We start from the raw sequence: 25,733 nt of genomic DNA on the forward strand, positions 1-25,733 counted from the left end.
ATATTAACAGCTCATAGTTACTGTGGGCTGCATATCTACTAGGCTATTTATGAAAGTTTTAGGACCAATAGGTTTAATCGTCTCGGCCTAAAATGACTCTTTTCTTTTCTTCAAACTCGTATTGGTCAATAATTCCCTTATCGAGTAGATCTTGCCAAGCAGCTAGGGTATCGGCCTGCTCGCCCGTAATCTTTTTGACCGCAATTTTTTTATTGTTCAGGCGGTTTTGGGTCTTTTCTCGCTCTTCTTTTAGGCGCAGGCGCTCTAGTTGGAGCTTTTCGCGATAAAGCGCTTGTTTTTCTCGGACTAGCATGCGGCCTACTCCTGAAGTATTTTCATAATTATACCGATAATCAAAGGTCTCTTGAGACATAAACAATAGCATAATCGTCTCCACCAAGGCAATAAGGCCCGGAATCCCTGTCCAAAACAACAGCAAATAAAAAACCCCTTGTACCGGACGATTCAAGTAGAACTTATGAATACCGATAAAACCGAGAAAGAAGGCCAAAATGGCCGCAACAAATTTGTTTTTCATAGAATAGTTAGTGCTTACAAACTCAAAACGATTAAAACGCAAAATAAGTTACAGCTTTTTCTGAAAACTTAGCTATAAGTTGGCCAACTGCTGCTCTATTTATTGCGGCAAGCAGGCGGCGAAGCCGCCGCAAAGGAGCGAAGCGACTGGCCTAGCGATGCGGCGGGGTGGCCGAAGGCCAGACCGAGCTGGCGCAGCCAGTGAAGGGCCGAGCGAACAGCGAGCCCCAAAGCGTAGCGCCGACGAGCATAGCGAGGCGGAGGCCCCAAAAAAACAGCAGTTTTATACCGTTCCTTGTTTATTATACACCCGCCAATAGGAAATGAGCAGGCGAAAAGGGAGTAGAATAGCTGCGATAATGCTAGCCACGCCAAAAAAGAGGTACTCGCCCTTCATATAATCTAGAAGTTGTTGCTGTTGTTTGATGCCTACCTCGGGATAAAAATAGGGCGTAAAGCTAGGCAGGCCTTCAGACTCCATAAAGTCCTGAAAATTGAAGGTATATTCGATCAGCTTAAAAATCAGGGGGATACTAGCAAAAATAAGCACAAATTTGGCCCATTGGGCATAGGCCAGAAAGCTATATTTGAGCAAAAAAAGGTGGCGGGTATAGGTAACAAAAATGACAATAAAGAGGGCATTGGCATAGACAAAGCTCCAGTCCTGCATAATGCTAAAAAGCGGGTAAGTGAGCAGGCCCACCAACAAGAGCGTAAGTGCCCAGAAGATGAGTTCGAGTTTGAGTTTGAGTTGAAATTGTTGTTTTGCAAGATCCGTCATAGTATACTATAGTTTAGCGGGCAAAATTATTTCTTTTTTTTGGCTTTAGGGTGGCTTTGGGCATATACTTTCTTGAGCTGTTCTAAAGAGTTGTGAGTATAGACCTGCGTAGCGGCTAGGCTGCTATGGCCCAAAAGCAGCTTAATAGCTTGTAGGTCGGCCCCTTGGTTGCTCAGGTGGGTGGCAAAACTATGGCGCAGGCTATGCGGGCTGCGTTCTTCTTGGGTAGTAACGAGGCCCAAATACTGCCGCACCTTATTATAGACCCATTTGGGGTAGGGAGCTTGGCCTTGGTCATTGAGAATCACTGGTCCTTTGGGGTCAAAATTGGCTAAACTCTCTTCGGCGAGGGCTTTAAAGGCGGCTAGGGCGGCATTGAGTTGGGGGAGAATGGGAATAATGCGCATTTTTTGGCCTTTTCCCAAAATTCTCAGTTGTTCGAGCCCTGCATCCCAATCGGTCCAGCGCAGGCCCAACAATTCGGCTCGGCGCATGCCTGTCTGATAAAAAAGCTGCAACATCAGGCGGTCTCTTTGGCCTGGAAAATCGGCCTCAAAATAAGGTCCACTAAAGAGCTTGGCCAATTGCTGTTCGGCCAAAAAATGAGGCAAGGCCGCCTTTTTTTTGGGCAGCTGTAGGGCTTGCATAGGGTTTTCTTGCAATTGGCCCTCCTGCATCAAAAACTTAAAATAGCGCTGTAAGCTACTGGCCTTTCTGTGAATAGTGCTGCTTGCTCGGCCCTGCTGCATCAGCTCTACCAGCCAAGAGCGCAAAATGCCCAAATTGACAGCTTTGGCCTCTTCTAGCTCATATTTCTCCTTCAAAAAGGCATTAAACTGCCGCAAATCTGTAGCATAAGCCCGACAGCTATGCTCCGAATAGCGCTTTTCGTAGCGCAAAAACTGCAGAAAAGCCGCTAGCTGCATAATTAGGAGAGTTCTGACAAAAAGTCGATAAATTCACTAAAATCCTCAAACAAACTGAGGTTGGGAGCCGCCTCTAAAGGGTGCATAATAGGTTGGGCCGAACAAAATATCTGAATATCGGGATAACGCTGACAAAGCGCCCCTAAAAACTCCTGTGGAGACAACTGCCCGTTGTTCGTCGAGCTGGTGGTAAATATACAAGTTGGCTTAAATTGCTCTACCGCCACTTCTAGCTCCTTGGGCGGAATCTGGCTGCCCAAATAGCAAGTCGCACAACCTCTAGAGCGCAAATAATAATGGTACAATAGCAACAAAATCTCTTGTTGCTCGCCCAAGGGCTCAAATAACAACACCCTGGGCCGCTCTTCTTTTGCAGGCTCATGCCCCAACAAATACAACTGATGAGCCAAGCGCTGCCGAATCAAATGATGCACAAATTGCTCATGCACAATACGCACCGCCCCCGTTAGCCAAAGCAAACTGAGCTTTTCCAAAAAGGGCAGCAAAAGCTTGGTCAATAAAGCCTCAAAGCCCGACTTTTCCGCCTCCTGGTTCAAAATCCGCTCAAACTCCAGCTCATTAAATTCCATCATCGCCATGGTGAGCCGCTGCAATAAATTGCTCTGCTCCTCACTCTCCTCCGCAATATTTTCTACCCGCTCCAAAACCTCTGTTTGCGTCAAACGGGCAATCTTAGAAATACGCATACCGTTTCGGTTCAGGAACGCAATATTGAGCAAGTACTGCAAATCTTCATCCGTATAATACCGAATATTGGTGGCCGTACGCTTGGGCTCAATTATATTATATCGCTGTTCCCAAATCCGAATCGTATGGGCTTTGATGCCAGACAGTTTTTCAAGGTCACGAATCGAATAGGTAGCCAAAATGATGTATGCTTTGAGGGGTGGATTGGCTAAAGGCCGCTAAAAAATATTTTCTGATCTGCCTATTAACAGAAAAAGCCAATGCTTGGTTGAGCTTGGCTGTTACAAATATAGCCCAGAATTATCAATCTTACTAATATTTAGGTCCTTTTGTGGAGTGATTCCCTGCTTTTCAGGGCCAAAAGCTGAACAAAGTTTTTCTTTTTTGGGGGCCCGCGGCCGCCCTTTATTTTGGGGCGGCCGCCGCTATGCTCCGCCGCTCGCAGGTCTGCTCGGCCCTGCGCCGCCTTCGGCGGCTGGGTCTGGCCTGCGGCCACGGCTGCGCAGCGCTGGGCCATTGGCCCTTCGGGCCCAAGGCGGCAAAGCCGCCTTGCTGGACCAAAAAAGCAGCCAACCCTCTAAGCTAGAGAATTGGCTGCTTGGTCAGCATCGGCTCAAAATGGCCTAGTACATATCTGCGCGATTATCCTTGATATTCATATCATCTTGGATCGCTCCCAAAAGCATTTCGCGGAAACCAGCGGGACTAGCTGCGGCTGCGGGCAACAAGCTACGCATCACAAAGTTGCGCTTCTGTTGTACTGCATTGGGCATATTTTCCATAGAAGGACCATCCTGCTTATTGATCAATTGGATCATGTAAACACCTTGCTCTCCAGCAAAAGGCTTAGATACTTTTCCTGTTTCCAGTACATCGGCAACAGCAGTCAGCTTAGGCTCTACCCCACCCACTTCACGAATAAAGGGGGCATCGTAGCGTACGCCATTGGCTGTTTCTACCTTAGCGCTGCTATATTTGCCAGCCATAGCTTCTAGAGAAGTTACGCCTTCTAGTTTCTTGAGGATAATCTCGGCTTTCTTCTCATTACGAACAATGCGCTCTACTTCTGCACGAACGCTATTGTCTTCAATGCTAGCCAAGCCTTCAGGCGATTTTTTAGCCAAGGCAGGGACCACCACTGCAGCAATCGTATTGTACTTAGGATCAGTAAAAGGATAAATGCGTCCAGCTACTTCTCCATCTTTGGCCTCTTTATGTGCCCACTTGATGATTTCGGCAGCCTCGGCACCTTGCAAACCTTGAGTCAATACATAGTCATTGATTTCTAGACCAGCAGCATTGCTCAAACGAAGATTGGGATTTTTCTTAGCGGCAGCTTTGAGCTCTTCTAGCGTACGGTTGTTAGCCATAAACTCATTGGCTTTGGCCTCTGCAGCTCTTTCTGTTTCGGCAGAAGGCAAAATAGGCTCACTCTTATAAGCTAGACGAAGACCTACCTTATTTTCTCCAAATTTATAATCTGTAATTTGGATCAAGTGCATAGCATTTTGCGTCTGAATGATCTCAAAGCTATCTTTTTGCCCTACATCAAAAATGAAGTTTTCAAAAGGAGCGCCATAGCTATCGCCACGGCCACGGTAACCCATTACACCTCCTTTGTCTTTGGTAGACATATCCATGCTATGTGCAGCAACCAAGTCATTAAAGTTGGCTGTACCGGCAACAAGCAACTTGCGCAAAGAGTCGAGCTCTACATAAGCGGCCTGCATCGTATTGATATCGCGGCGGTTGACGGGCTTCATGATATGGCGGCAAGCCACAGAATCGGGCATAATCTTGCGATCCATCACCTTGACCATTTTGATTTGGCCCAAATTGTCGTAGTAAGGGCCATAAACCTGGCCTTTATCCATACTAAAGAGAGTATCCTTAATACTTGCATCTTGCCATTTTTCCTCTGTATAATAAATAGGATCTAGCTGGATGCGGTTAGTTTCTGCATAAGTGGTATCGCCTTGGCCAGAAGTTTTGGCAAAGTCGGCTACCATAGAGGCATAAGTTTTTTCAAAGTTGGCCGTATCTGCAGCAGAAGGCTGTACATCAAAAACAACATACTCGATAGAGACATTGGCTTTGCGCTCATAAGCCTTGGGGTTCGCCTGAATATAGGCGCTAAGGTCTGCATCAGAAATGCTTACTTCTGCATTATCTACATCAGCATAGAGTACACGGCTGAAGTTAAAGTCATAAGTTCTGTTTTTGCGGGCATATTCTGCATTGACCATCCAAGCGGGGGCATAAACTCCTTTTTGGAGCATAGCGATATACTTAGCAGAAAGCTGCTCATCGGCTACTGATTTTTCTAGGGCCTCCCAAGCATTCAGGAACTGAATTTCTTGGTTAGTTAGCTCAGAAGCACTTTTTTCTTTAGCCTGAAAATAAGCATTGCGTTGCTGCTCAATCATATTGCGGTCTACGCCAGCGCCCATTTGGGCAAACTGCTGGGCCACCAAAGGGCTAATATTTTGCCCTGTGAATAGGTCTGTTACCTCTTCTTCTGTAACAACAATACCCAATTTCTTGGCCTGTTGCTTATAAATGACATTGCTCAAGAGGTCCTTCCAAGCTTGTTCGCGGATTTGCTCCTGGCTAGCCTGGGCCCCTTCATAATTTTTAATGTAGACATCAAAGTCTTCGCGAAGGACATCCTCTCCATTAATTTTTGCTACAATTCGCTGCTGAGCGCCCATTCCGCGGCCCACCGAGCTTACATCCATAAAGAGGAAGCCACCGATCCCGAGAATCACTAGCCCCATCATCACCCAACCAAACTGGTTGCGAATCTTTCCTAATACTGCCATAACTTTGTTCTACTTAGCGTTGGTTGAACAGATTTTTATGTAAATAATTTTCTTTCTTCCTTTCTCTCAAAAGGCGCTTTTTTCTGGGGTTTTTCTGCTCTATTTGGCCCAAAAGGCCCCTAAAAATGCTTGCAAAAATAAACATTTTTTTAAGGGCCGAGCAAATTATATCTGCAAAAAAGCCCTTAAGCCTTCATTTTTTGAGCTTTAAGCGGGATAATACGCAAAGATTTTCTCTTGCGTCTAGCAGGCGGCGAAGCCGCCGCATAGGAGCGCAGCGACTGGCTGAGGGATGGATAGCAGTGGCGCGAAGCGCCAGACCCAGGGCTTTTGAAGCGCAGCGAAAAAGCCCGCAGGGCCGAGCAGACCTGCGAGCTGCGGCACAGCCCGACCCGGCCGCAGGCCGGGGCAGCCCCAAATCCTCCTACTTCTCTTTCGTCTTTTGATAGAGTTCTTTTTCTGCCACCGCCTCAATAATGCTGCCCTGCTCCAATTTTTTCGAGATGGCATCAAAGGGAGCGACCACCACCTGCTCGCCTGTCTTTAGGCCCTTAGTAATTTGGATATAGCGGTCGTCTTGGATGCCCGTTTGCACCTCTTGAAGGCGGACAGAATCGGCCATTTGGACAAATACATACTCTTTTAGGCCAATCTCCTCCCCTTTCTTTAGTTGTTCCTCGGCCTGTTCATCTTCTCGGCTAGTGACAGCGGCGATGGGCAGTGACAAAGCATTGGAAATGCTATTGGTGCGAATCTCGGCAGAGGCCGAAAGTCCAGCTCTAAAAGGTGGTTTATTGGGATCTAGTTGCAGATCCTTATAACTCTCTTGCGACATCAGGATGCGGACCTCAAAGTTGGTCACCTGGTCTGAAGTGAGGGCCATAGTGCTCAGGCCCGTGGCGGTATTGGCGATATGCGTCACTAAGCCCAAAAACTTGCGGTTGGGGTAAGCATCTAGCTCAATATCGGCTGAATCGCCTCGGTTGAGTTGTAAAATATCGCGTTCATTCACATCTACACGGACCTCAATCGAGCTGAGATTAGAGATTTTCAGAATGGGCGTTCCCGCCATCTGAATGGTTCCCACCACCTGCTCGCCTTGTTTTTTGTAGAGCTTCGACACGACTCCAGACATAGGGGCAAAGATAGAGGTTTGCGAGAGGTTTTTCTGCTGTTCTCGCACCGTAGCATCGGCACTTTCCACATTAAATTTAGCCGAGCGGATACTCTCGTCTAGGGCTGCAATATTGGCCTCGGTAGAGCGGAAACTCGTCTCGATGGTTTCTAGTTCTGCCTTAGAAATCACGCCCTCATCAAAAAGGGTTTTATTGCGGTCATAATTGGCTTTGGCCTGGGCCAACTGCACCAAAAGCTGATCCTTTTGGGCCTTGATATTCCCCAATTGCGCTCTAGCTGACTTAGCGCTAGCCGAGGCTCTTTCCACCACCGAAGCCAGGGCTTCGGGGTCAATTTTGGCCAATAGCTGCCCTTCTTTTACATTTTCGCCCTCTTCTACTAAAAGCTCGACGATTGTTCCCGATACATTGGAGGTAATTTCGACCTCCGTGGCGGGAAACAGCTTACCGCTAGCATAAACCGACTCCACGATTTGTCGTTTTTCGGCAGCTTCTAGCAGCACCCGAACGGCTTTGGCCTTATTATCCTTGCGGAAAATCACGATCAGGGCCGTAGCAATCAGCAATAGACCAACAATCCAGATAATGGGACTAATGCCCTTTTTCTTCTTTGCCATAGCATTTTAATTTTCTGGGGGGGTATTCAGTCCGATTCCTCTATAAAAATCAAGGACCTTTAGTTTGAAAAGTAAATCATATTTGGCCTGCACCACCGAAGAAGCGGCGGAGGTCAGCATATTTTGCACAGAACTCAGCTCAAAGCTATTGACGATACCCAGCTCGAAGCGTTTGCGGGTATTGGCTGCAGAGGCCGAGGTAGCGGCTAGGCTCTTTTGGGCCGCTTCTAGGCTTTTTCGGGCTGCTTTGACATCGGTTAGGGCTCTTTGGATATCGGCTTTGAGTTGATTTTGGGCCTGGCTGCTATTCAGTTTGGCCAATTCTAAGTTGAGTTTGGCCCGCTCAATGGCAATACGGCTTTGAAAACCGTTAAAGATAGGGACCGAAAGGCTAACGCCTACGTTCGTATAGAGGTTATTGCCCACTTGCTCAAAATAAGGCGTGGTTCCCCCTTCTATGGTCCGCACCGTAGGAAACTCTACGGGCACTTGGGTGCCATTGACATCTAAAAAGAGCGTCTGGGTAGTTTGCTCGGTGGTACGTTCCTTAGCTGCCGAAGAGTAGTTGGAGGTTAGAGAAACATAGCCCCCCAAAGAAGGCATAAGGGCCCCTTCAGCCACCTTAATAGCCAAATCTGCACTTTCTTCTCTCAAGCGATTGGCGGCCATATTGGGCATATTGGCTGCGGCCTCTAGATAAAGCTCATCTAGGGTTTCCAGCTCTCTGGCCTCGGGCAACTGCAGCTCAATCACCTTCAGACGGATCTTTTCATCTACGGGCATATTGATCAGGACCTTAAGATTGACATAAGCCAGCTCAATGGTATTTTCTGCATTGACAATAGCCTGTTCATCTCTGGCCTGCTGCGCTTCTAGCTCCAAACGGCTGTTATCGGGCAAATTGCCCGCCTTAATCTGCTTGAGGGTTTGGGCCAATTGCTCTTCGGTTAGGGCTTTTTGGGCCTGCAACACCTGCAAGTTTTCCTCGGCCAGCAAGACCTGCAAATAGGCCTGAGCCACAGAAAGGGCGTTGGTCTGCTTGGCCTGCTCTAAGTCCTGCGCAGTCGCCTGAACATCCAATCGGCTTTGCTTGAGCTGATTGCGCAAACGCAAACCCTGATAAATCGGGAAATTGGTATTGAGCGAAAGCTGAGAAGACTGTGTGCTCTGATTGACATACTGATAGGAGGTAAAATCAATTGAGCGGCCCAGGTTCAAACCATGCCGAAAAGAGGCATTTAAGGTAGGGTAAAAGGCCCAACTCGCTTGTTTGCGGTTCAGTTCGGCCTGCCGTTGTTGTATACCCGCCTGCTTGATTTGGGGGTTATGCTGCCAGGCATAATCAATACAAGCAGCCAAATCAAGACTATCTTGCCCAAAAAGAGGGCTGCCCCCCAAGATGAGCAAAACTAAAACTCCATAAAGTTGACGCATAAGGGATTCTTTTATTTGCTTCAATTTAAGGCTAAAAATAAGAGTTCTACAACAAGTTCGATAAAAAGCAGGCTTTTCTAGATAGTTCGACTTTTGTTTTGGGGCTGCCCCGCCCTGCAGGGGCGGGTCGGGCTGTGCGCGGGCTCGCTATTCGCTCGGCCCTGCGCTTTTTCGCTGCGCTCAAAAGCTTGGTCTGGCGCTTCGCGCCACCCGCTACCATCCCTCAGCCGTTTGGCCTTCGGCCATTTGCGGCGGCTGCGCCGCCTCTGCACCCTTTCCTGCCCTAGACAGAAAAAAGGCCCAAAACCAAGGTTTTGGGCCTTTCTCATTTAGCCTAAATTCTGTTCATTATCCTCTTCACTTTTATTCCTTTCATGAAAGGCCACAAAATTAAAGGGAGGCAATAAGATGCGATTCATATTTGCCTTCATAGATAAGTTAGCTAGATGCTCTCGAATAAAAGGGTAGATGATAGCTGCTGCATTAACATGAGCAAAATTTTCTAGCGGAATAGCAAACTGTTCGCCATACTCAAAAATCGCTTGCATTTCAATAGCGGCAAGCTCCTCTTTTACCTCGCCCTTATTTAAGGCTACTTTCACGCTCAAAGTCGTCATCAGCTGCCGATTGGGCAAATCGTCTTTAGCCGTTTTAATGCTTATACTTAATTTGTCCTCCCCTTCTCCCAAATAGTTCTTGGGGCGTTGAAAAGAAGAAGAAGATAAATAAATGTCTTTAAGATGGATTTCAGTATTAGATGCGGCCATAAGTTGCTAGTATTATGCGGCAGAGGTACATTCATTATTACAGTCTACAGCTGCCTCCAAAAAACAATTATCTCCCTGCAAAACAAGGAGTTGAGATTTATCTTGATTAGAATTTGCCTCTAGTTGGTTATAGATTTCAAAGTTTGAGAACTGAATTAAATCATCTTCAGGATCAACAAAGAGCACTGCTATCATTTTTTTTCTCAAAAAATAAAAAACAGCTTCCATTTCTATTTTTTGAAATGCTTCTGATCTATAGATTTGAGGATCTTTCAGTTTAAAAAGATGCATCTCATCGCTATCATTATATTCATGAATAAACTCAACACCTTCAAATTGATTAATCACAAACTCTATAAATTCTGCAATATTTGAGTACTTCATATATTTAATGTTACCCAAGCTTATCTTTAATATATTTTAATATTTTTTCACTCAAGTCTGAAGCGCTATTTGCCTCAGTTGGCTTAACTTCTATATCATCATAATCTGCTTGATTTCTTAAGCGTTTAAGGGTGTTAAGATCTTTTATAAAAAAAAACAAATCCCTTTCATTAGCTCCAATACCATCAAGTTCTTTATCTATTTTATTTAAATAAAATACATGCGACGATACTTTCTGCCTTCTTTGGTCTTGCTCTAGTTCTGATTCCTTATAAAGGATCAACAACTTAGATTTTATTTTCTGAAAACAAGAGTAATAATAACAATGAACGGAACTATTATAATGCCGATTTGTCAATAAAAAATCAGCTGCTTTTTTACTAGCCTCAGACTTTTTGTCTAAGAAGTCACCTGGATCAGCCATAATATGATTATTGTGTTTATTTGGCTATATGAAGAAGTCAGGGTTTTCAATGGCTTCAGGCAAATTTATTTATTTAAATAAAATAATGCAAATAAAAGTTCAGAATAAAAATACTTCATCATTAAAAATCAATGATTTAGGCTGGGGGTCAGCCGTTGGGTCAGCTAGAAGGGCCGAAGCCGAATGTAGTAGTCAAACATGGCTGTTGAGCGGCCTAGCGATGTGCAGCAGTGCGGCGAAGCCGCAGACCAAGGCCGTCAGGCCGCAGGGCCGAGCGAACAGCGAGCTGCGGAACGTAGCGCCGACGACCAAAGGGAGGCGGAGGCCCCAAAACCTACTCCTTCAGAAAGCGATTTTGTAGGCCTAAATTGGGCCAATGCAAAATATAAAGCCCTGCGGGCCATGGGTCCAAAGAGATTTGGCCCGACCACTGGCCGCTGGCTAGTTGGCGGCCCTGTAGGTCATAGATAATCCAGAGCTCGCCTAGATTTGGGGGCGACTTGAGGTAGAGGGCCTGCCGAGCGGGTTGGGGATAAAGCTGCATTTGGGCTTGGGCAATGGGAATTAGGCCATCGGGTAGATCAACCTGCAAACAATAATCTTTGGTCTCGCCAAAACCCGTATCGCCACAGCTGCTAAAAGCGCCAGAACCCCATTTTAGTTGCCAGCGGCTGCGGTAATTGCCCAGCCAATGAGCGGGAATAGTCAGTTGGTCTACATAAGTCGTTTGCATCTGGCTAATTGTGGGAGAGCTCCAAACCAATTCGAGGCTATCGAACTGCCCGTTGCGGTCCAGATCTACCCAAAAGCCCAGCCGCCAATTGGGAAAAGGGCTGCTGCCCGTGGCCCAAGTCCAGTGCATGGGATAAGTTTGGCCCGCTTGCAAAAAGAAGCTGCTATCGTAGGCCGCATAGCCATTTGGGGCAGGAGAAGAGGCATAACTGCTGTCTCCTAATTGCAGCGCTGTCAACCATTCAAAGTTGTTATTGGCAAAAGGAGCGCAATAATTTAGGTCGCGGCAACTGCCACAGCCCGCCGTACTCAATTGTAGATTTAGGCTATCTAAGCTAGGGCTAGCGCAGTTGGACCAAAGGCGAATCTCATAAGCTTGGCAGCTATCTAGATTGGGCAAGATAAAGTTGTTTTGACTACTTTGGAGCGTTTGGCTACTCCCCTGCCCTATTGGGCCATAAGTTAGGGTATAGCTTTGGGCGGCGGCAATCTCTGAAAAAGAGAGGGCCAAGAAATCGCTGCCGCTGCTATCCAGTTGCCAAAGTTGCGGGGCATTGCAGCAGCCTTGGCTCTCCCAAAAAACATAATTGGTATCGGCAGAAGCTTGGCCGTTGCAGCTCGACCAAAGGGCGAGCTCATAAGTTTGGCAGGGCTGCAGTTGGTCCAAAAGCAAAAAGCTATCTGTAGTGCTGAGCAACTGCCAGTTATTTTGGCCCAAAAGGCGGTAGCGCAAAAAGCTGCTATCGGCTTGGCTGCTCCAAGAAAGCAGCAGGCTATCGGGCTGATTGGACAAAAAAGATAGATTATAGGGGGCCGTGCAGCCAGGCAATTGGCAATCGCTATATTCGGCAGCGGCTAGGGCTTGGGCTAAATTGAGGCGACCGCCAGAAAGGCAAAAAGTATCGAGTTGGGGCAGGCTATCTACTCCCGCTAAAATGGCATTTTTGACATAAAGGGCGGTGGCTGCGGGCTGCAATTGGGCCAGATAAGCCAGGCGGGGACAAGGCAAGCTATAAATCAGGCCAATCGCTGCAGTGACTAAGGGCGCCGCTGCCGAAGTACCCGAAAAATTGCCCATGCTTCCCCCTTTCATTTGGGTATATAGGCCATCGCCAGGGGCGGCTAAATCAATACTTTGGCGACCAAAACCAGCGGCGGTTACCTTTTGATCGCTGCGGTTACTATTGGTCACCGCAATTAGGTAAGGGCTGGGGCTATGTGTGGGCAGATCGCCCACTAGGTCCACATTATTATTTGCATTAGAGGTAGAGGCCACGACCAAAATACCCGCTTGCCCCAAAGAGTCAAAGAGATTCGTCAAGACGGGAAAATCAGTAGCCAGTACCTCATCTAGGCCCCAAGAGGCATTTATAGCAACAATTAGGGCTCCTTTTTGGCCGGCAGAGCGGTTATAGGCTCTTCTTTGGGCCAAGGGATAGGCATAAGCGGCTATGGCTTCGGCCTCATTGCTGCCGCCACCGACCACCGTCAGCAATTGGCTGTACCAGTCAATGCCAGTGCCTAAGCTATTGTTATTGGCTTGGCCTGCAATCAAGCTACTGACGGGACTACCATGGCTAGCGCCAAAGGTTCCGCCTGAAATCTCATCATTTTGGTTGAAGCTAGACCAGCCTTTAAAGTCGTCAATAAACCCATTTCCATCATCATCTAAGCCGTTGTTTGGAATTTCGGCGGTATTGGTCCAAAGGCGGCCTTGCAATTCTGTTAGCGTCGTATCTAGTCCATCATCAATAACAGCCAAAACGAGCTGTTGGCCCAGGGCCGTTTGGCCGCCCTGCGCCAAATCCCAGGCGGTGGTGGCGTCAATATCGGCATCGACTAGGCCGCCATTGCTGCCATTATTTTCCAGATGCCATTGTTGATTAAAATCGGGATCATTAGGAATCAGGCGGGGGCGCAATGAATGATTTTTTTGTAGGGCCACTACCCTAGGCCAATCGGCTAGTTCTTGGGCGGCAGTTGGTCCTAGTTGCAGCTCCCAAATATTGAGCGTGGGGACCAAAGGACGAAGCACTCTTAGGTTCCAATGGCTGGGCCATTTCTGTTCCTCGATCTCTTGGCCATAAGCGAATTGGACAATCCAACTTTCTTGAGCAGCTAAAGAAAAAGTAAAAAATAAACAACAGAGGGTGTAGATGTAGTTTTTCATATTATACTTTTTGAAAATCTTTGCCAATCAAAAAAAAACTATCTTAGCTCAAGAACAAAACAGCAACCTAAAAGTAATTCTATGAAACAGATCCTAAGCATCTTTCTCTTGGCCAGCCTTCTGTTTGCTTGTCAGAGCAGTAAAAAGCTAGCAAAGAATAACATTATTCAGGATAGCCATTGGAAGGTTTATGACCTTAAAATCAAAAACGATCAAAAGGAACAAGTTGGTAAGGCCTTGCATGAGGTAATAGCCTATCAAGTTTTTGATCAGGCTATCATTCAAATTCAAGACAGTATATTTTATATACAGTCTCAGCAAGATAAAATAGATGCTAAGATCATCACTAGACAGGCGGACTTTCTTCTTCTATATGATCCCAAAGAACAGAAAGAAATTAAGTTTCCTTATGAGCTAGACGTTAAAAACAAGAAGTGCGTCTTTCATTTTCCTGGCTTTGATGGACAAGGAGAAATCTTGCTTTATAGTGAGCAAATTCCTATGCCTTAGTCCGTTCTTTTAATAAAACACAAACCTAAAAGTAATTCTATGAAACAGATCCTAAGCATTATGCTCTTAGCCAGCCTTCTATTCGCTTGTCAGAGCAGTAAAAAGCTAGCAAAGAATAACATTATTCAGGACAGCCATTGGACAATTTATGAATGCAAACTGCAGAACCCTTCCTCAGATAAAACCCCTATACATATACAGGAGCGGGCTATCATCCAGCATCTAGAGAATGGGCGTATTCTTTTGCAAGACAGCATGGTTTACCTCAGCACCCTTAAAGAGACAATAGATGCTAAAATCATCGAAAGACATGAGGATTATCTGCTTATCTACGATAAGAAAAAGCAAAAAGAAATTAAGTTTCCTTATGAGCTAGACGTTAAAAACAAGAAGTGCGTCTTTCATTTTCCTGGCTTTAATGGTAGAGGAGAAATTTTGCTTTATAGCGAGCAAATTCCTATGCCTTAGTCAGTTCAAAAAGGGTAATTTCGGGTAGCATGCCCACTCTACCGGGGAAGCCCAAAAAGCCAAACCCTCTATTTACATAGAGGCGTTGGCCCAACTCTTCATAAAGTCCGGCCCATTCTTTATAGCGCCATTTGGCGGGGCTCCATTGGAAGCCAGGAATTTTCACGCCTAATTGCATGCCATGCGTATGCCCGCTGAGGGTCAGATGCACTTTTTGGGGATGTTCTAGCACCTTATGCCGCCAATGTGTGGGGTCATGAGAGAGCAAAATGGTAAACAATCCATTATTTTCTTCGCCAAAGCAGCCGGCCAAATCGCCTTCTTTGGGATAGGGACCATGGCCCCAATTTTCTACTCCAGCCAAACAAATTTGCTGCCCCTCTTTTTCCAGTACTAGGGCGCTGTTATTTAGCATTTTAAAGCCCATATCGGCCTGATATTGCTTGAGTTTATCGAGATTTTGTTCCTTGGCCGCATCAGAGGGCCAGCGGACATAACTGCCATAATCATGGTTGCCCAGCACAGAAAATTTACCGAGGGGAGCCGTCAAATTGGCAAAAAGGTCGATATAAGGAACAATTTCATGGGCGCGATTATTCACCAAATCGCCCGTAAAAACGATCAGGTCCGCTTCTAGGTCCTGTATCATTTGCAGGCCTTTGGCCACGGCCTCTCGGTTATCAAAACTGCCTGCATGCACATCAGAAATCTGGACCATTCGCAGGCCATTGAAGGCCTCTGGCAGTTCGGGGTCCTTAATTTTTACCTTGTCCACGGTATAGGCATATTTTCCGCGGCTAATCCCATAGAGAAAAGAAGCAAAGGGAACCGCCGCCACAAAAAGGGCCAAACGGCGCATAAAAGTTCGTCGACTTTGCAAGTTCACTTCCCGTTCTGCATCCTTCAGTTTGGCCAGTTGTTGGCCCCCATAATGCGTAAAGCGATAAAAATCCTCAATAAAAAGGAAGCCCGCATAGACCAACTTGGTCACCAGCAAGGTCACCCAAATTCCAATCATCAGGTGGTGGACCAATTGCAAATTGCTCAGGGGTTGGGCGGAGGCCGCAGGGCCCATAAAAAATAGCCAAGCCACTGGAGCCGCAGCAGAAAGCCAATAACTGATTTTCATCCAGAGCTTAAACTGATCTTTAAAATGCCCTTTGAGGCCATAAAAAACATAAAACTCTAGAGAAAGAAAGAGTAAAATAAAGATAGAAGAACCTATAATTCGAGCTAGCATAGTGGTTTGTTTTAATAGAACCCTTCAAGTTAATAACTTATTTTCAAAGGTGCTCTAATGTATTGATTTCTATTTTTTGGGGCTGCCCCGCCCTGCGGGCGGGTCGGGCTGTTTCAGGGCTCGCAGGTCTGCTCGGCCCTTCGCTTTTTTCGCTTTGCTCAAAAAGCTCGGTCTGGCCTTCGGCCACCCTTGTCCATCCCTCAGCCAGATTTAATCGCGCTGCTTTGACCATAGTTTGCTATGAATTTTCTGCTAGGCCAGCTATTTTTTGAGGGCATAGCCTTCGCTATGGTCGAGAAAAATAGGACCGACTAGCGGGAAATTGCTGCAAACTATAAAAGTGAGTGCGTTTAAATTTGGCTATAGCCTGCGGCCCTTCGGGCCTGTAGGAGCGGATATATTTGGTTTTGGACCAGCAGTTTAAGCGCTAAACAAGGCTTTTTGTTTCTTTTTGGTCCAAAAAAAAGCTGTTCCCCCCTATCTTAGCGACCAAAAGCATGAAAAACTATATAAAAGCCCGTTGGGCCAGCTTTGGCTATGCCTTTGCGGGCCTTTTTGATTTTTTTTCGGGCCGGCACCCCCACGCTATTTTGCATCTGATTGCGGCCATTACGGTTTTGCTGGCCGCCTATTACTTTGCCCTATCGCCTTGGGAATGGGGCCTTATTATATTGGCCATTGGGGGCGTATTGGCCCTAGAGGCCCTCAACTCCGCTTTAGAATATGTAGTTGATCTGGTTCAGCCAGATTTTCATCCTTTGGCCAAGAAAGCCAAGGACATGGCGGCGGCGGCCGTATTGATTTTTGCCCTAGCCACTTTAGGCTTGGCCAGCTTAATTTTTTGGCCTAAAATCCTTAATTTGCTGGCTAACTAGCCAAAAATTAGCTGCCTTTGGCAGCCATGGCCGAAGGCCAAACGGCCTAGCGATGCGGCGGGGTGGCCGTCAGGCCAGACCGAGGCGGCAAAGCCGCCGAAGGGCCGAGCAGACTTGCGAGCCCCAAAGCGTAGCGCCCGCCGAAGGCGGGAGGCCCCAAAATAGCAGCAGAAAAAAAGGCCAACAAACAATTAAGCAGATTACCGCCCTTAAAAAATAATAGCTATGAACTATTTAGACGTAGACATTTGTGCGCAAACGCCTTACTACAAGCAAGAAAAAGCGGCTTCATCGACATGGGAAAATGCCGAGCAAATCCCTTTAAAAACTCGTTTTTCCGAGGAAGACATTGCGGGAAACGAGCATCATAAATTTGGGGCTGGCAAAGCTCCTTTTATTGGAGGACCTTATGCGGGCATGTATCCTTTGCGGCCTTGGACCATTCGGCAATATGCGGGGTTTTCGACCGCGGAGGAATCGAATGCTTTTTATCGCCGGAACTTGGCGGCGGGGCAAAAGGGCCTTTCTGTAGCCTTTGATTTGGCCACCCACCGCGGCTATGATTCGGACCACCCCAGAGTAAAAGGCGATGTGGGCAAGGCGGGCGTAGCCATTGATAGCGTGGAAGATATGAAGATCCTCTTTGATCAGATTCCCTTGGACCAGATGTCGGTTTCCATGACCATGAACGGGGCGGTAATTCCCATTATGGCCTTTTTCATTGTGGCGGCAGAAGAGCAGGGCGTGGCGCAGGAAAAACTTAGTGGGACCATTCAGAATGATATTTTGAAAGAGTTCATGGTGCGCAACACCTATATTTATCCGCCGGCGGCTTCTATGCGCATCATTGCGGATATATTTGCCTACACCTCTAGCAAAATGCCCAAATTCAACTCTATTTCGATTAGTGGTTATCATATGCATGAGGCGGGTGCTCCGGCAGATTTGGAATTGGCCTACACCCTAGCCGATGGATTGGAATATATTGAGACCGGGATTAAAGCGGGCTTAAAAATAGATGATTTTGCGCCTCGTTTGTCCTTCTTTTGGGGCATTGGGATGAATCATTTCATGGAAATTGCGAAAATGCGTGCGGGTCGGATGCTTTGGGCCAAATTGGTCAAGCAATTCGAGCCAAAGAACCCTAAATCACTGATGCTCAGAACCCATTGTCAGACCTCGGGTTGGAGTTTGACCGAGCAAGACCCTTATAACAATGTGGCTCGGACCTGTATTGAGGCCATGGCGGCTGTTTTGGGAGGCACACAATCCCTGCACAGCAACTCCTTTGATGAGGCCATTGCCTTGCCTACGGACTTCTCGGCTAAAATTGCTCGGGAGACGCAGATTTACATACAGGAAGAGACCAAAGTAACCGATGCCATTGATCCTTGGGCGGGTTCTTATTATGTAGAATACTTGACTCAAGAATTGATCAATAAAGCTTGGGCGCACATTCAGGAAGTCCGAGAATTGGGAGGTATGGCCAAGGCCATAGAAACCGGTTTGCCCAAAATGCGCATTGAAGAAGCGGCGGCTCGCAAGCAAGCTAGAATTGATAGCGGGCGTGAGCAACTGGTGGGCGTTAACTTATTCCGTTTGGAAAAAGAAGACCCCTTAGACATTTTGGAAGTAGACAACAAGGCGGTAAGAGAGGCACAGCTCAAGCGTTTGGAAGCCATGAAAGCGAGTAGAGATGAGGCGGCCGTGCAAGAAGCTTTGGCCAAAATCACGGCAGCGGCAGAAAGCGGAGAAGGCAACCTTTTGGCCTTGGCGGTAGAAGCTGCGCGTTTGCGGGCTAGTTTGGGCGAGATCTCGGCGGCTATGGAAAAAACTTTTGGTCGTTATCAGGCCAGCAACCGCACCATTTCTGGAGTTTATGCTCAGGAAGCATCGGGTAATGAATACTTTGAGCGGGCGCAGGCCTTGGCCAACCAATACGCCAAAGTAGAGGGTCGTCGTCCTCGTATTATGATTGCCAAATTGGGCCAAGATGGGCATGATCGTGGGGCAAAAGTCATAGCAACTGGTTTTGCTGATTTAGGTTTTGATGTGGATATGGGGCCATTATTTCAGACCCCCGAAGAAGCTGCTCGTCAGGCGGCGGAAAATGACGTCCATATTTTGGGCCTTTCCTCTTTGGCGGGTGGGCATAAAACCTTGGTGCCTGAAAGCATTGCGGCCTTAGCAGCTTTGGGTCGTCCCGATATTATGGTTGTTGCGGGTGGTGTTATTCCGGCCCAAGACTATGAAGCACTCTATGAAGCGGGAGTAGTGGGTGTATTTGGGCCAGGTACTCAGATAGCTCAGGCGGCTATTTCTATTTTGGAGTTGCTTTTAGAGGTACAGGCGGCAGAAGAAGAATAAAATATTTTATTTTTTCAGGTGGCTAAGCTATTGGAAGCTAGTTAGTTTAAAAGAGCTAACTAGCTTTTTTTTATTGAGGGCTTGTAACCTTAGTCTAGGATTCGGCTTATATAGATGAATTTAAATACTACATATCAAAAACCTCCTAGATTATGTACAAGTTATTTTTTGTTTTCACATTTCTAGCATTAAATTTAGGAATGAACGCTCAAAATGTAATTGAGAACTTAAAAAAGAATCCCAACATTAGTTGGCATCAAACTGCAGTAATTAGTTTTCATACAGAGTTGGGGCAAGCCGCCAAAGCCATACAGCTCTCCAAGGATTCGAGAAAAAATGTTGTCATCAAGCATCAAATGCCCAGACGACTAGATCGGCGTTTTCAGGATTTTGGTTATCATAAATTTGCTAGTAAAATGATGACAGAAGCATTTTGGGGGCAGGCCCAAAACAAATGCTATGCAGATCCTCAGCTCAGCCAGTTAATTTCGGTAGAAGAGTTGAATAAAAAGCTAGCGGTTATTGATACCATGATTATTTTCGACCAAGAGACGGGAGAAGAAATTGTGCATGTTCATCAGACCACAAAAGGGGCGAATCACATTAGTCACTTCAAATTATTTGTCTGCTATGCTTACAACAGCAAAACAGAAAACTTTGAGGTCTACCCGATCTCCATTGCGCCTGTGGATGGCTCATTTAATAGTTTGGGCGAGCTCATTAGTGAAGAAGAAATGTTTTGGATTCCTGTAAACCTTCAGCAGAAGATCAATCCCAATCAGAAAAACCTAGAATGGATTCAGTGGCAGGAAATGGGCTGTTACTTTAAAGATACAGAAGGCTTGGCCAAAGTAGGGATGCGACAATTGGCTAATTTGCCAGCAAAGGTCAAAGCTCGGCAGGCCAAAACAGAGGCAGCTATGCGATATGGAGAAGCCATTAGCCCGGAGCGATTAAAGCTGCTCCAAAAGCTAAAAGCCAAAGATATCCAGGGACTTTACTTTAGTTATTTGTTGGCTTGGGACAAGAAAAAAGAGCAGTTAATTATGGAAATAGAAGGGCATGCTCCTCTTGCCCATAATGGTCCAATTTACTTTATTCAAAAGTAGTCAGATGGAAAAGCGGCAAAAATAATTGCCGCTTTTTTTTATTTGCGCCTGTAACTTTTTGGGCTGGGCTGCTTAAAAAAAACATAACTACCTATTTATAATTTAAATAAATCCCTATGTACAAATTGCTTTTAACAGCGCTATTCTGCGCTAGCTTTGCCCAAAGTTATGGGCAAGAGATTTTGAATAAAATTAAGCAAAACCCTGATATTAGTTGGGCGCAAACGACCACCTTAGAATTTCATACAAAGGTAGGCTATCAGAACATGAAACTATCTGGGGGCATGAGTCAAAACTTGGTCGTCAAGCATCAGATGCCCTTAATTTTAAAAAACAGCTATGATGATTTCAGTTTTCATAGTTTTGCTGGCAAGATAGCCACAAAAGACTTTTGGGGGCAGGCCAAGAACAAATGCTATAAAGATCCTCAGCTACAGCAGCTGCTCAGTCCAGATCAGATTGGCAAAAAGATAGCGACAATAGATACCGTTGTTACCTTTGACCCCAAAGATTTCAAAGAAATTGTTGAATTGGTCCCCACCACTTACAGCAATAGTCATATTAGCCATTTTAAGCTTTTTCTTTGCTACGCCTACAACAGCAAAAGTAAGCAATTAGAGATCTATCCTATTTCTATGGCGCCAATTGTGGGTCGTTTTGATGCCAAGGGACAACTTGCTGAAGAAGTAGAAACCTTTTGGATTCCTGTAGAGAGCAGAAAGCAGCTAGACCCCAAGCAAGAAGCCATTAACTGGATACAAAAGCAGCAGCTTAGCTGGACCTTTAAGGGCAATGAGGGACAAAGCATAGTAAAAAAGCAAACTGTAGCTGAGGCCATCATAGAGCAGGTAGAGGAACTAACAAAAATGGCCAAGGCAAAAAAGGCCTACACTAAATATCCTTTATTTTATGGTGAGCCTCTTGATGCGGCAAGCATAACGAACCTAAAGGCCAAGCAAGCCGAAGACATCAAAGGCATTTTCTTTAGTTATATTTTAGCTTGGGATGCTCAACAGCAAAAAGCTATTATTCAAATAGAAGGCTGCTCTCCTATGAGCCGCGGTTGTCTTTATTTTATTGCAGAATAACTTTTATAGCTTTAAGGCAAAAGATGCTATTTATTGTGACTAGCGAGTATTTTATCTCTTTGGTCTTTCCTTTTGGGCTAAAACAGCAAGAGGCCGCCAGTAATCTGGCGGCCTCTTTTCATTTAGCGTCTTCCTCTATTTCGTTCCCATTCTCTTTGGGCTTCTTTTCGTTTTCGTTCTTCTTCTTTAGCTTTGCGCTTAGCTTCTAAGCGTTTTTCTTTTTTGCGGAGGCGGAGCGCTTTTTCCTCTTCTTTAGTGGGCTTAATTTGTTCTCTTAGGCCGGTTAGAATAGGTTGTTTAGCCATAACGAACTCAGAGGCGATATTCTCTTGAATTTTCTTGAGACGTTTTTGGGTAATTTTATTTCCTGCTAGGTCCAAGAGTTCTAAATTCTTAAAGTAGCGAATACTTTCGGGTAGGTCCATGATCCCATTACGTTCTAGGGCCAGGTGGCGAATGGGCCAGCTCCCCATATTATCGGGTAATTCGGAGAGTTGGTTATCATTTAGGCTAATATGTTCAATTTTGGGCATTTTAATAATGATGGAGTCATTGACTTCGCTAATCAGGTTGCCATCTAGGTAGAGTGTTTGGAGTTGGGGGGCGGTTTCTAGGGCCTTGGGTAATTTTTGGAAGGCATTATTTTCTAGGTAAATAGCGGATAGGCGTTTCCAGCCGCTACAATCTAAATCTTCGCTTAGGCGGTTAATTTTGTTATTGGTTAGGAAGAGAAGTTTTAGATTTTTCAGGCCGCCAAAGCTGCTAGGTAGATTAGCAATTTGGTTATCATTCATATAGAGTTCTTCCAGTTGGTAGAGCGTGCCCATACTATCGGGCAGGCTAGTCATTGCATTATTATTAAGGAAGAGTTCTCGGAGTTCTTTGCAATTTCCGATCCCTGAGGGCAGGCTAGTTAATTGATTATCGCTGAGGTATAGATTTTCTAGGGCCCTTAGCTCGCCAAAGTTTATGGGCAAAACAGTCAATTGATTAGAATCGAGATAGAGTTTGCGCAAGGCTTTGAGTTGGCCAAAATTTTTGGGTAATTGTTTCAGCTGATTGTGTTCTAGGCGGAGCAGCTCTAGTTTTTGGAGTTGGCCGATGCTTTCGGGGAGTCTTTGGAGTTGATTATGTTCTACACAGAGTTTAACGAGGTTGCGGCTGCTACCAATTTGGGGCGGTAGTTCTTGCAATTCGTTATGGGCGGCAAAAAGGAAGGTCAATTTTTTGAGATAGATGAGGGCCTCGGGTAATTTTTTGAGGCGGTTATCATCTATGGCAAGGACCTCTAGGGCCGAGGCGCCGCTAAGGGTTTCGGGCAGGTACTGCAATTGGTTTTTATCTAGCAGTAGGCTGCGCAGGCGTTTGAGTTTGCCTAAGGTTTCGGGAATAGACTGTAGTTGATTATTTTCTGCGGCGATGAAGGCCAGTTTTCTAATTTCTGCCAAGTTATTGGGCAGCATACGGAGTTCGTTGCCATCAATATATAGGCGGCGCAGATTGCGCAGGCCCTTAATTTTTTCGGGCAGATATTGGAGTTGATTATTAGAGAGGCGGAGCTCTTCTAGATAGGGTAAATCAAAGAGGCCATCGGGTAATTCTTTGAGGTAATTATTTTCTAGGTTGAGAAAGAAAAGATGGCGAAACTCTCGGATACTATCGCCTAGGCTAACCAAAGAGTCATTGCTAAGGTCTAGGCGGTGTACTCGGTCCTTAACCTCCATAGCGGTTTCTATGCTATAATAAGTAATAGCATCTTGGTAGGCATAGTTTCGGTGTTCCCAAAAGGCCATAGTATCGGCAGCAGTATTGAGATACATAGGAAGTTTTCGGATGAGGCTACCTTGAGCCTGGGCCATTTGGAGGGCCATAGAACTGAAAGCAAAGAGCAGAAGAAGGCGATAAAAGCTTTTCATGAGCATCATATAAAATTGGGTATTCAAAGAAAGTTAGCGGCTAGTGTAATTTAGGCAAAAGTCTGATGTTTGGTCCTATGGCCGGAGGCCAAACGGCCTAGCGATGCGAAAGGGGGCGGCGAAGCCGCAGACCCAGGCCGTCAGGCCGCAGGGCCGAGCAGACCTGCGAGCCCTGAAGCGTAGCGCCCGCCAAAGGCGGGAGGCCCCAAAAAAAAGCCCAACACCTATAGCGTCTGGGCTTTTGTATATCTTAAAGATAAGATTTTTTTCAAAAGATGGCCTTATTTAGACCTTGGGTCTTTTATTGATGCGAGTTCGTTTGGGTTTGTCTCCGCCATTTCCTCCATTTCCGCCCTCTTCTTTTTCTTTTTTGGCATCGAGGACCATTTGGAAATTATTGACGATAGCACCGACGACCAAGTTCATCAGGAGGTAAGCGGCGATAATCATCCAGGAGACATGATAGAGTGTTTTGACCCAGTTGGGCACATCGGGGGCGACCACATTTCGGCCATTGGCTTTGGTATACTCATTATCGAGCATATTGTAGCGCAGGTCGGTCCAGTCTTCTCCGGTTAGGATTCTAAAGAGCGTAAAAAAGGCCTCTCCCATATCCTTATAGGGATCGGGGTTGCTGATAGTCAGCGCTAGGTGGTCTGATTCGGCATAATCTGGATTCTTGAAGAGCGAAACGCCGATGATGGCATAGATGTACATAATCAAGAAAAAGAGGACCGCGATATAGGAAAGCGAGCGAACGGAGCGGACCAAAACGGCCACCAGCACTTGCATTTCTTCTACGGCTCGGATAGATCGGGTAAGTTGCACGACTCGAAGCACCCGCAGAGTAGCCCAGACACTATTCTGGCCATTTTTTTCGCTAGCCATAATAATATCGGCGACTTCGGGAACGACGCCCAGCACCAGGATGATAATATCGAAATAGTTCCAGCCATCGGAGAGGAACTGCTTTGTGCTTGTTCTACCCACCCAGCGCAGCCAGATCTCTCCAAAGAAGACAAAGAGAATAAAGAGCTGCACATAATGCAACCATTCTGGAGCCCATTCATAGGTTTGGATACCAATGAGGAGACCATTGACAACGATAGCTGCGAGAATGCCAAAATTAAATAGATTGGTGCGGATAATAGAGCGTGCGAACTCTTGTAATCCTTTAGAGGAACTGCTCATAGGGCTGTTTCTTTTTTGCTTAGCAGTGTGATTGGTTCAATAGTGTTAGGTAGGTGTAGCACAGAACTTAAAATTAGTAATTTATTATATAAGGCTTGTATTCCGAGGCTTTTAATTTAATATTTAGAGTGTTTTCCCTTCTTTGCGTAATTCTTTGCGCAAGCCTTCTTCTATATCTTCCATGGCTATTTTATCTTGGCCTCTACTTAGGGCCGAGAGCGAGCAATAGCGCAGGATGTTAATGATACTACCCCCTGCAATTTTATGGTCGTTGGCCAATTGGTGAAAATCTACATCATCTTCTAGCTGTAGGCCTTCAAAGCTATTGCGCCAAAGGCGGAGGCGTTGTTCGTAATTGGGCGTGGGAAAATAGATCATGGATTGGAAGCGGCGAGTAAAGGCGATATCCATATTGGCCTTGAGGTTGGTGGCCAAAATAATCACCCCAGAGTAGTCTTCTACTCTTTGGAGCAGATAAGCCACCTCTTGGTTGGCATGTCGATCTTTAGAATCGGAGGCATTGGTCCGTTTGCCAAATAGAGCATCGGCTTCATCAAAAAAGAGGATCCAGTTTTTGTTTTCGGCCTGATCGAAGATGTTGGCCATATTTTTTTCGGTTTCTCCAATATATTTAGAGACCACCTGAGAGAGGTCTACTCTATAGACATCTAGGCCCATACTTTTGCCCAATAAGCAAGCGGTTAGGGTTTTACCCGTACCTGGAGGGCCATAAAAAAGGGCACGATAGCCTCTTTTGAGTAGCTTTTTAAGGCCCCAATCGTTCATGATTTTATCTTCATGCTCTAGCCAGGCCGTAATTTCAGAAACCTCGGCCAAAACATGGGGGTCTAGGACCAAATCGGCCCAATCTAAACGAGTGCTGAGCAATTTGGCCGGAAAAGTCGTACTAAAATCAGGTTTGTAGGGCTGCCCGCTCGTAAGCCGCATCAGGTATTCCTCAGAAATCTCTAAAGGGTTACTCAATACGGGCTCTCGGTATTGGCCCTTTTGTAGGTCGAGCTTGAGAATGCCCAATTTAGAAAAATAGTGGCTGGGCCGAAATAACTCTAGCACTTCTATGCGCTTGGCCACATTGTTTCCCGCAATGATAAAGGCCGCCGTTTCTCCTGTGGGAAGAAACCCGCTGTGGCGCTTGCCCACCAAGCCCCCAAATTGCGTGTAAATGCGCTCGTAACTCTTGTTTTTAGTGAAAAAGAGATCCAAAATCTCGGGCCGAATATGCGGACAAAGACTTAAGATCAAGACTAAACGCTCATCAGAGCTCATGGCAAAATGCCGTATGCACTGCGCATAAACCGAATTGTCTTGGCTAATGTCTGGCGGCAAGATTTCATAGATGTCTTGGTTGGGCCGCTGGCTTTCTATAGATATTTTATAGCGAAGTTTCAATACCGACTTTAACCAATTGAGTTCTCGGCTAAGCGTTTTTGCATTGTTTCGCATTCTCTGATGCATCATATTTTTTTGCTTTAAGACCCCTAAAAAACACATTTTTAGGCAGTTTTCAAAG

21 protein-coding genes are annotated in these 25,733 nt (G+C 46.0%); 6 read left to right on the forward strand and 15 right to left on the reverse strand.

Annotation, left to right across the window (positions count from 1 at the left end; genetic code table 11):
• Positions 1 to 73: 73 nt before the first annotated feature.
• The 11 genes from SGRA_RS08040 to SGRA_RS08105 form a co-directional block, all read right to left on the reverse strand.
• On the reverse strand, positions 74 to 538 hold the full coding sequence (locus SGRA_RS08040; protein ID WP_245538662.1) for an NINE protein: 465 nt from the start codon (positions 536 to 538) through the stop codon (positions 74 to 76).
• Positions 539 to 820: 282 nt separating this feature from the next.
• Positions 821 to 1,318, reverse strand: coding sequence for a hypothetical protein (locus tag SGRA_RS08045; protein WP_015692153.1), 498 nt, complete (start codon positions 1,316 to 1,318; stop codon positions 821 to 823).
• Between the two features lie 26 nt (positions 1,319 to 1,344).
• On the reverse strand, positions 1,345 to 2,244 hold the full coding sequence (locus SGRA_RS08050; protein WP_015692154.1) for a tyrosine-type recombinase/integrase: 900 nt from the start codon (positions 2,242 to 2,244) through the stop codon (positions 1,345 to 1,347).
• 2 nt (positions 2,245 to 2,246) lie between these two features.
• A complete protein-coding gene (locus SGRA_RS08055; RefSeq protein ID WP_015692155.1) occupies positions 2,247 to 3,131 on the reverse strand; it encodes a MerR family transcriptional regulator in 885 nt (294 codons plus the stop codon).
• 444 nt (positions 3,132 to 3,575) lie between these two features.
• Positions 3,576 to 5,774, reverse strand: a complete 2,199-nt coding sequence (locus SGRA_RS08065) for a peptidylprolyl isomerase (protein WP_015692158.1) — start codon at positions 5,772 to 5,774, stop codon at positions 3,576 to 3,578.
• Between the two features lie 424 nt (positions 5,775 to 6,198).
• A complete protein-coding gene (locus SGRA_RS08070) occupies positions 6,199 to 7,527 on the reverse strand; it encodes an efflux RND transporter periplasmic adaptor subunit (protein WP_015692160.1) in 1,329 nt (442 codons plus the stop codon).
• 6 nt (positions 7,528 to 7,533) lie between these two features.
• Entirely contained in the window at positions 7,534 to 8,961 is a 1,428-nt protein-coding gene (locus tag SGRA_RS08075) for a TolC family protein (protein WP_015692161.1), read from the reverse strand.
• A 329-nt stretch (positions 8,962 to 9,290) separates the two neighbouring features.
• Entirely contained in the window at positions 9,291 to 9,728 is a 438-nt protein-coding gene (locus tag SGRA_RS08085; RefSeq protein ID WP_015692163.1) for a protein-export chaperone SecB, read from the reverse strand.
• Between the two features lie 12 nt (positions 9,729 to 9,740).
• Complete coding sequence (locus SGRA_RS08090) at positions 9,741 to 10,112, reverse strand: hypothetical protein (protein WP_015692164.1); 372 nt, start codon at positions 10,110 to 10,112, stop codon at positions 9,741 to 9,743.
• A gap of 10 nt (positions 10,113 to 10,122) precedes the next feature.
• Positions 10,123 to 10,536 carry a HEPN domain-containing protein gene (locus SGRA_RS08095; protein ID WP_015692165.1) on the reverse strand — a complete coding sequence of 138 codons (414 nt, stop codon included), beginning with the start codon at positions 10,534 to 10,536 and terminating at the stop codon, positions 10,123 to 10,125.
• Between the two features lie 334 nt (positions 10,537 to 10,870).
• Positions 10,871 to 13,438 (reverse strand): S8 family peptidase, encoded by a 2,568-nt coding sequence (locus SGRA_RS08105; RefSeq protein WP_015692166.1) that lies wholly within the window; start codon positions 13,436 to 13,438, stop codon positions 10,871 to 10,873.
• Between the two features lie 81 nt (positions 13,439 to 13,519).
• Between SGRA_RS08105 and SGRA_RS08110 the strand changes: the two genes are divergently transcribed.
• Both SGRA_RS08110 and SGRA_RS08115 read left to right on the forward strand, forming a co-directional pair.
• The gene (locus tag SGRA_RS08110; RefSeq protein ID WP_015692167.1) at positions 13,520 to 13,948 is read left to right on the forward strand and encodes a hypothetical protein; all 429 of its coding nucleotides are present in this window, start codon (positions 13,520 to 13,522) and stop codon (positions 13,946 to 13,948) included.
• 39 nt (positions 13,949 to 13,987) lie between these two features.
• Positions 13,988 to 14,416, forward strand: coding sequence for a hypothetical protein (locus SGRA_RS08115; RefSeq protein WP_015692168.1), 429 nt, complete (start codon positions 13,988 to 13,990; stop codon positions 14,414 to 14,416).
• On the opposite strand, the gene SGRA_RS08120 is transcribed toward SGRA_RS08115, so the two are convergent.
• The gene (locus SGRA_RS08120; RefSeq protein ID WP_015692169.1) at positions 14,406 to 15,656 is read right to left on the reverse strand and encodes a metallophosphoesterase; all 1,251 of its coding nucleotides are present in this window, start codon (positions 15,654 to 15,656) and stop codon (positions 14,406 to 14,408) included. The genes SGRA_RS08115 and SGRA_RS08120 overlap by 11 nt on opposite strands.
• Positions 15,657 to 16,153: 497 nt before the next feature.
• Between SGRA_RS08120 and SGRA_RS08130 the strand changes: the two genes are divergently transcribed.
• The 4 genes from SGRA_RS08130 to SGRA_RS08145 all read left to right on the forward strand — a co-directional run bounded on the left by SGRA_RS08130 (position 16,154) and on the right by SGRA_RS08145 (position 21,095).
• The gene (locus tag SGRA_RS08130) at positions 16,154 to 16,531 is read left to right on the forward strand and encodes a diacylglycerol kinase family protein (protein ID WP_015692171.1); all 378 of its coding nucleotides are present in this window, start codon (positions 16,154 to 16,156) and stop codon (positions 16,529 to 16,531) included.
• Positions 16,532 to 16,756: 225 nt separating this feature from the next.
• The gene (scpA, locus tag SGRA_RS08135) at positions 16,757 to 18,898 is read left to right on the forward strand and encodes a methylmalonyl-CoA mutase (RefSeq protein WP_015692173.1); all 2,142 of its coding nucleotides are present in this window, start codon (positions 16,757 to 16,759) and stop codon (positions 18,896 to 18,898) included.
• 152 nt (positions 18,899 to 19,050) lie between these two features.
• On the forward strand, positions 19,051 to 20,007 hold the full coding sequence (locus SGRA_RS08140; RefSeq protein ID WP_015692174.1) for a hypothetical protein: 957 nt from the start codon (positions 19,051 to 19,053) through the stop codon (positions 20,005 to 20,007).
• 116 nt (positions 20,008 to 20,123) lie between these two features.
• Positions 20,124 to 21,095, forward strand: coding sequence for a hypothetical protein (locus SGRA_RS08145; protein ID WP_015692176.1), 972 nt, complete (start codon positions 20,124 to 20,126; stop codon positions 21,093 to 21,095).
• A gap of 122 nt (positions 21,096 to 21,217) precedes the next feature.
• On the opposite strand, the gene SGRA_RS08150 is transcribed toward SGRA_RS08145, so the two are convergent.
• The 3 genes from SGRA_RS08150 to SGRA_RS08165 form a co-directional block, all read right to left on the reverse strand.
• Positions 21,218 to 23,020 carry a leucine-rich repeat domain-containing protein gene (locus tag SGRA_RS08150; RefSeq protein WP_041329877.1) on the reverse strand — a complete coding sequence of 601 codons (1,803 nt, stop codon included), beginning with the start codon at positions 23,018 to 23,020 and terminating at the stop codon, positions 21,218 to 21,220.
• A gap of 276 nt (positions 23,021 to 23,296) precedes the next feature.
• Positions 23,297 to 24,202, reverse strand: coding sequence for an ion transporter (locus SGRA_RS08160; protein WP_015692179.1), 906 nt, complete (start codon positions 24,200 to 24,202; stop codon positions 23,297 to 23,299).
• A gap of 123 nt (positions 24,203 to 24,325) precedes the next feature.
• Positions 24,326 to 25,678, reverse strand: a complete 1,353-nt coding sequence (locus SGRA_RS08165; protein ID WP_148268438.1) for an ATP-binding protein — start codon at positions 25,676 to 25,678, stop codon at positions 24,326 to 24,328.
• Positions 25,679 to 25,733: the final 55 nt, after the last annotated feature.

The sequence above is a fragment of the Saprospira grandis str. Lewin genome, from assembly GCF_000250635.1.
Taxonomy (GTDB): domain Bacteria; phylum Bacteroidota; class Bacteroidia; order Chitinophagales; family Saprospiraceae; genus Saprospira; species Saprospira grandis.

Coding starts and splice junctions, on each gene's coding strand:
- SGRA_RS08160 (WP_015692179.1), bottom strand. CDS start 24,202: ATGAGCAGTTCCTCTAAAGGATTACAAGAGTTCGCACGCTCTATTATC.
- SGRA_RS08105 (WP_015692166.1), bottom strand. CDS start 13,438: ATGAAAAACTACATCTACACCCTCTGTTGTTTATTTTTTACTTTTTCT.
- SGRA_RS08065 (WP_015692158.1), bottom strand. CDS start 5,774: ATGGCAGTATTAGGAAAGATTCGCAACCAGTTTGGTTGGGTGATGATG.
- SGRA_RS08050 (WP_015692154.1), bottom strand. CDS start 2,244: ATGCAGCTAGCGGCTTTTCTGCAGTTTTTGCGCTACGAAAAGCGCTAT.
- SGRA_RS08130 (WP_015692171.1), top strand. CDS start 16,154: ATGAAAAACTATATAAAAGCCCGTTGGGCCAGCTTTGGCTATGCCTTT.
- SGRA_RS08120 (WP_015692169.1), bottom strand. CDS start 15,656: ATGCTAGCTCGAATTATAGGTTCTTCTATCTTTATTTTACTCTTTCTT.
- SGRA_RS08070 (WP_015692160.1), bottom strand. CDS start 7,527: ATGGCAAAGAAGAAAAAGGGCATTAGTCCCATTATCTGGATTGTTGGT.
- SGRA_RS08115 (WP_015692168.1), top strand. CDS start 13,988: ATGAAACAGATCCTAAGCATTATGCTCTTAGCCAGCCTTCTATTCGCT.
- scpA (WP_015692173.1), top strand. CDS start 16,757: ATGAACTATTTAGACGTAGACATTTGTGCGCAAACGCCTTACTACAAG.
- SGRA_RS08150 (WP_041329877.1), bottom strand. CDS start 23,020: ATGATGCTCATGAAAAGCTTTTATCGCCTTCTTCTGCTCTTTGCTTTC.
- SGRA_RS08165 (WP_148268438.1), bottom strand. CDS start 25,678: ATGCATCAGAGAATGCGAAACAATGCAAAAACGCTTAGCCGAGAACTC.
- SGRA_RS08075 (WP_015692161.1), bottom strand. CDS start 8,961: ATGCGTCAACTTTATGGAGTTTTAGTTTTGCTCATCTTGGGGGGCAGC.
- SGRA_RS08140 (WP_015692174.1), top strand. CDS start 19,051: ATGTACAAGTTATTTTTTGTTTTCACATTTCTAGCATTAAATTTAGGA.
- SGRA_RS08085 (WP_015692163.1), bottom strand. CDS start 9,728: ATGGCCGCATCTAATACTGAAATCCATCTTAAAGACATTTATTTATCT.
- SGRA_RS08040 (WP_245538662.1), bottom strand. CDS start 538: ATGAAAAACAAATTTGTTGCGGCCATTTTGGCCTTCTTTCTCGGTTTT.
- SGRA_RS08095 (WP_015692165.1), bottom strand. CDS start 10,536: ATGGCTGATCCAGGTGACTTCTTAGACAAAAAGTCTGAGGCTAGTAAA.
- SGRA_RS08145 (WP_015692176.1), top strand. CDS start 20,124: ATGTACAAATTGCTTTTAACAGCGCTATTCTGCGCTAGCTTTGCCCAA.
- SGRA_RS08110 (WP_015692167.1), top strand. CDS start 13,520: ATGAAACAGATCCTAAGCATCTTTCTCTTGGCCAGCCTTCTGTTTGCT.
- SGRA_RS08045 (WP_015692153.1), bottom strand. CDS start 1,318: ATGACGGATCTTGCAAAACAACAATTTCAACTCAAACTCAAACTCGAA.
- SGRA_RS08090 (WP_015692164.1), bottom strand. CDS start 10,112: ATGAAGTACTCAAATATTGCAGAATTTATAGAGTTTGTGATTAATCAA.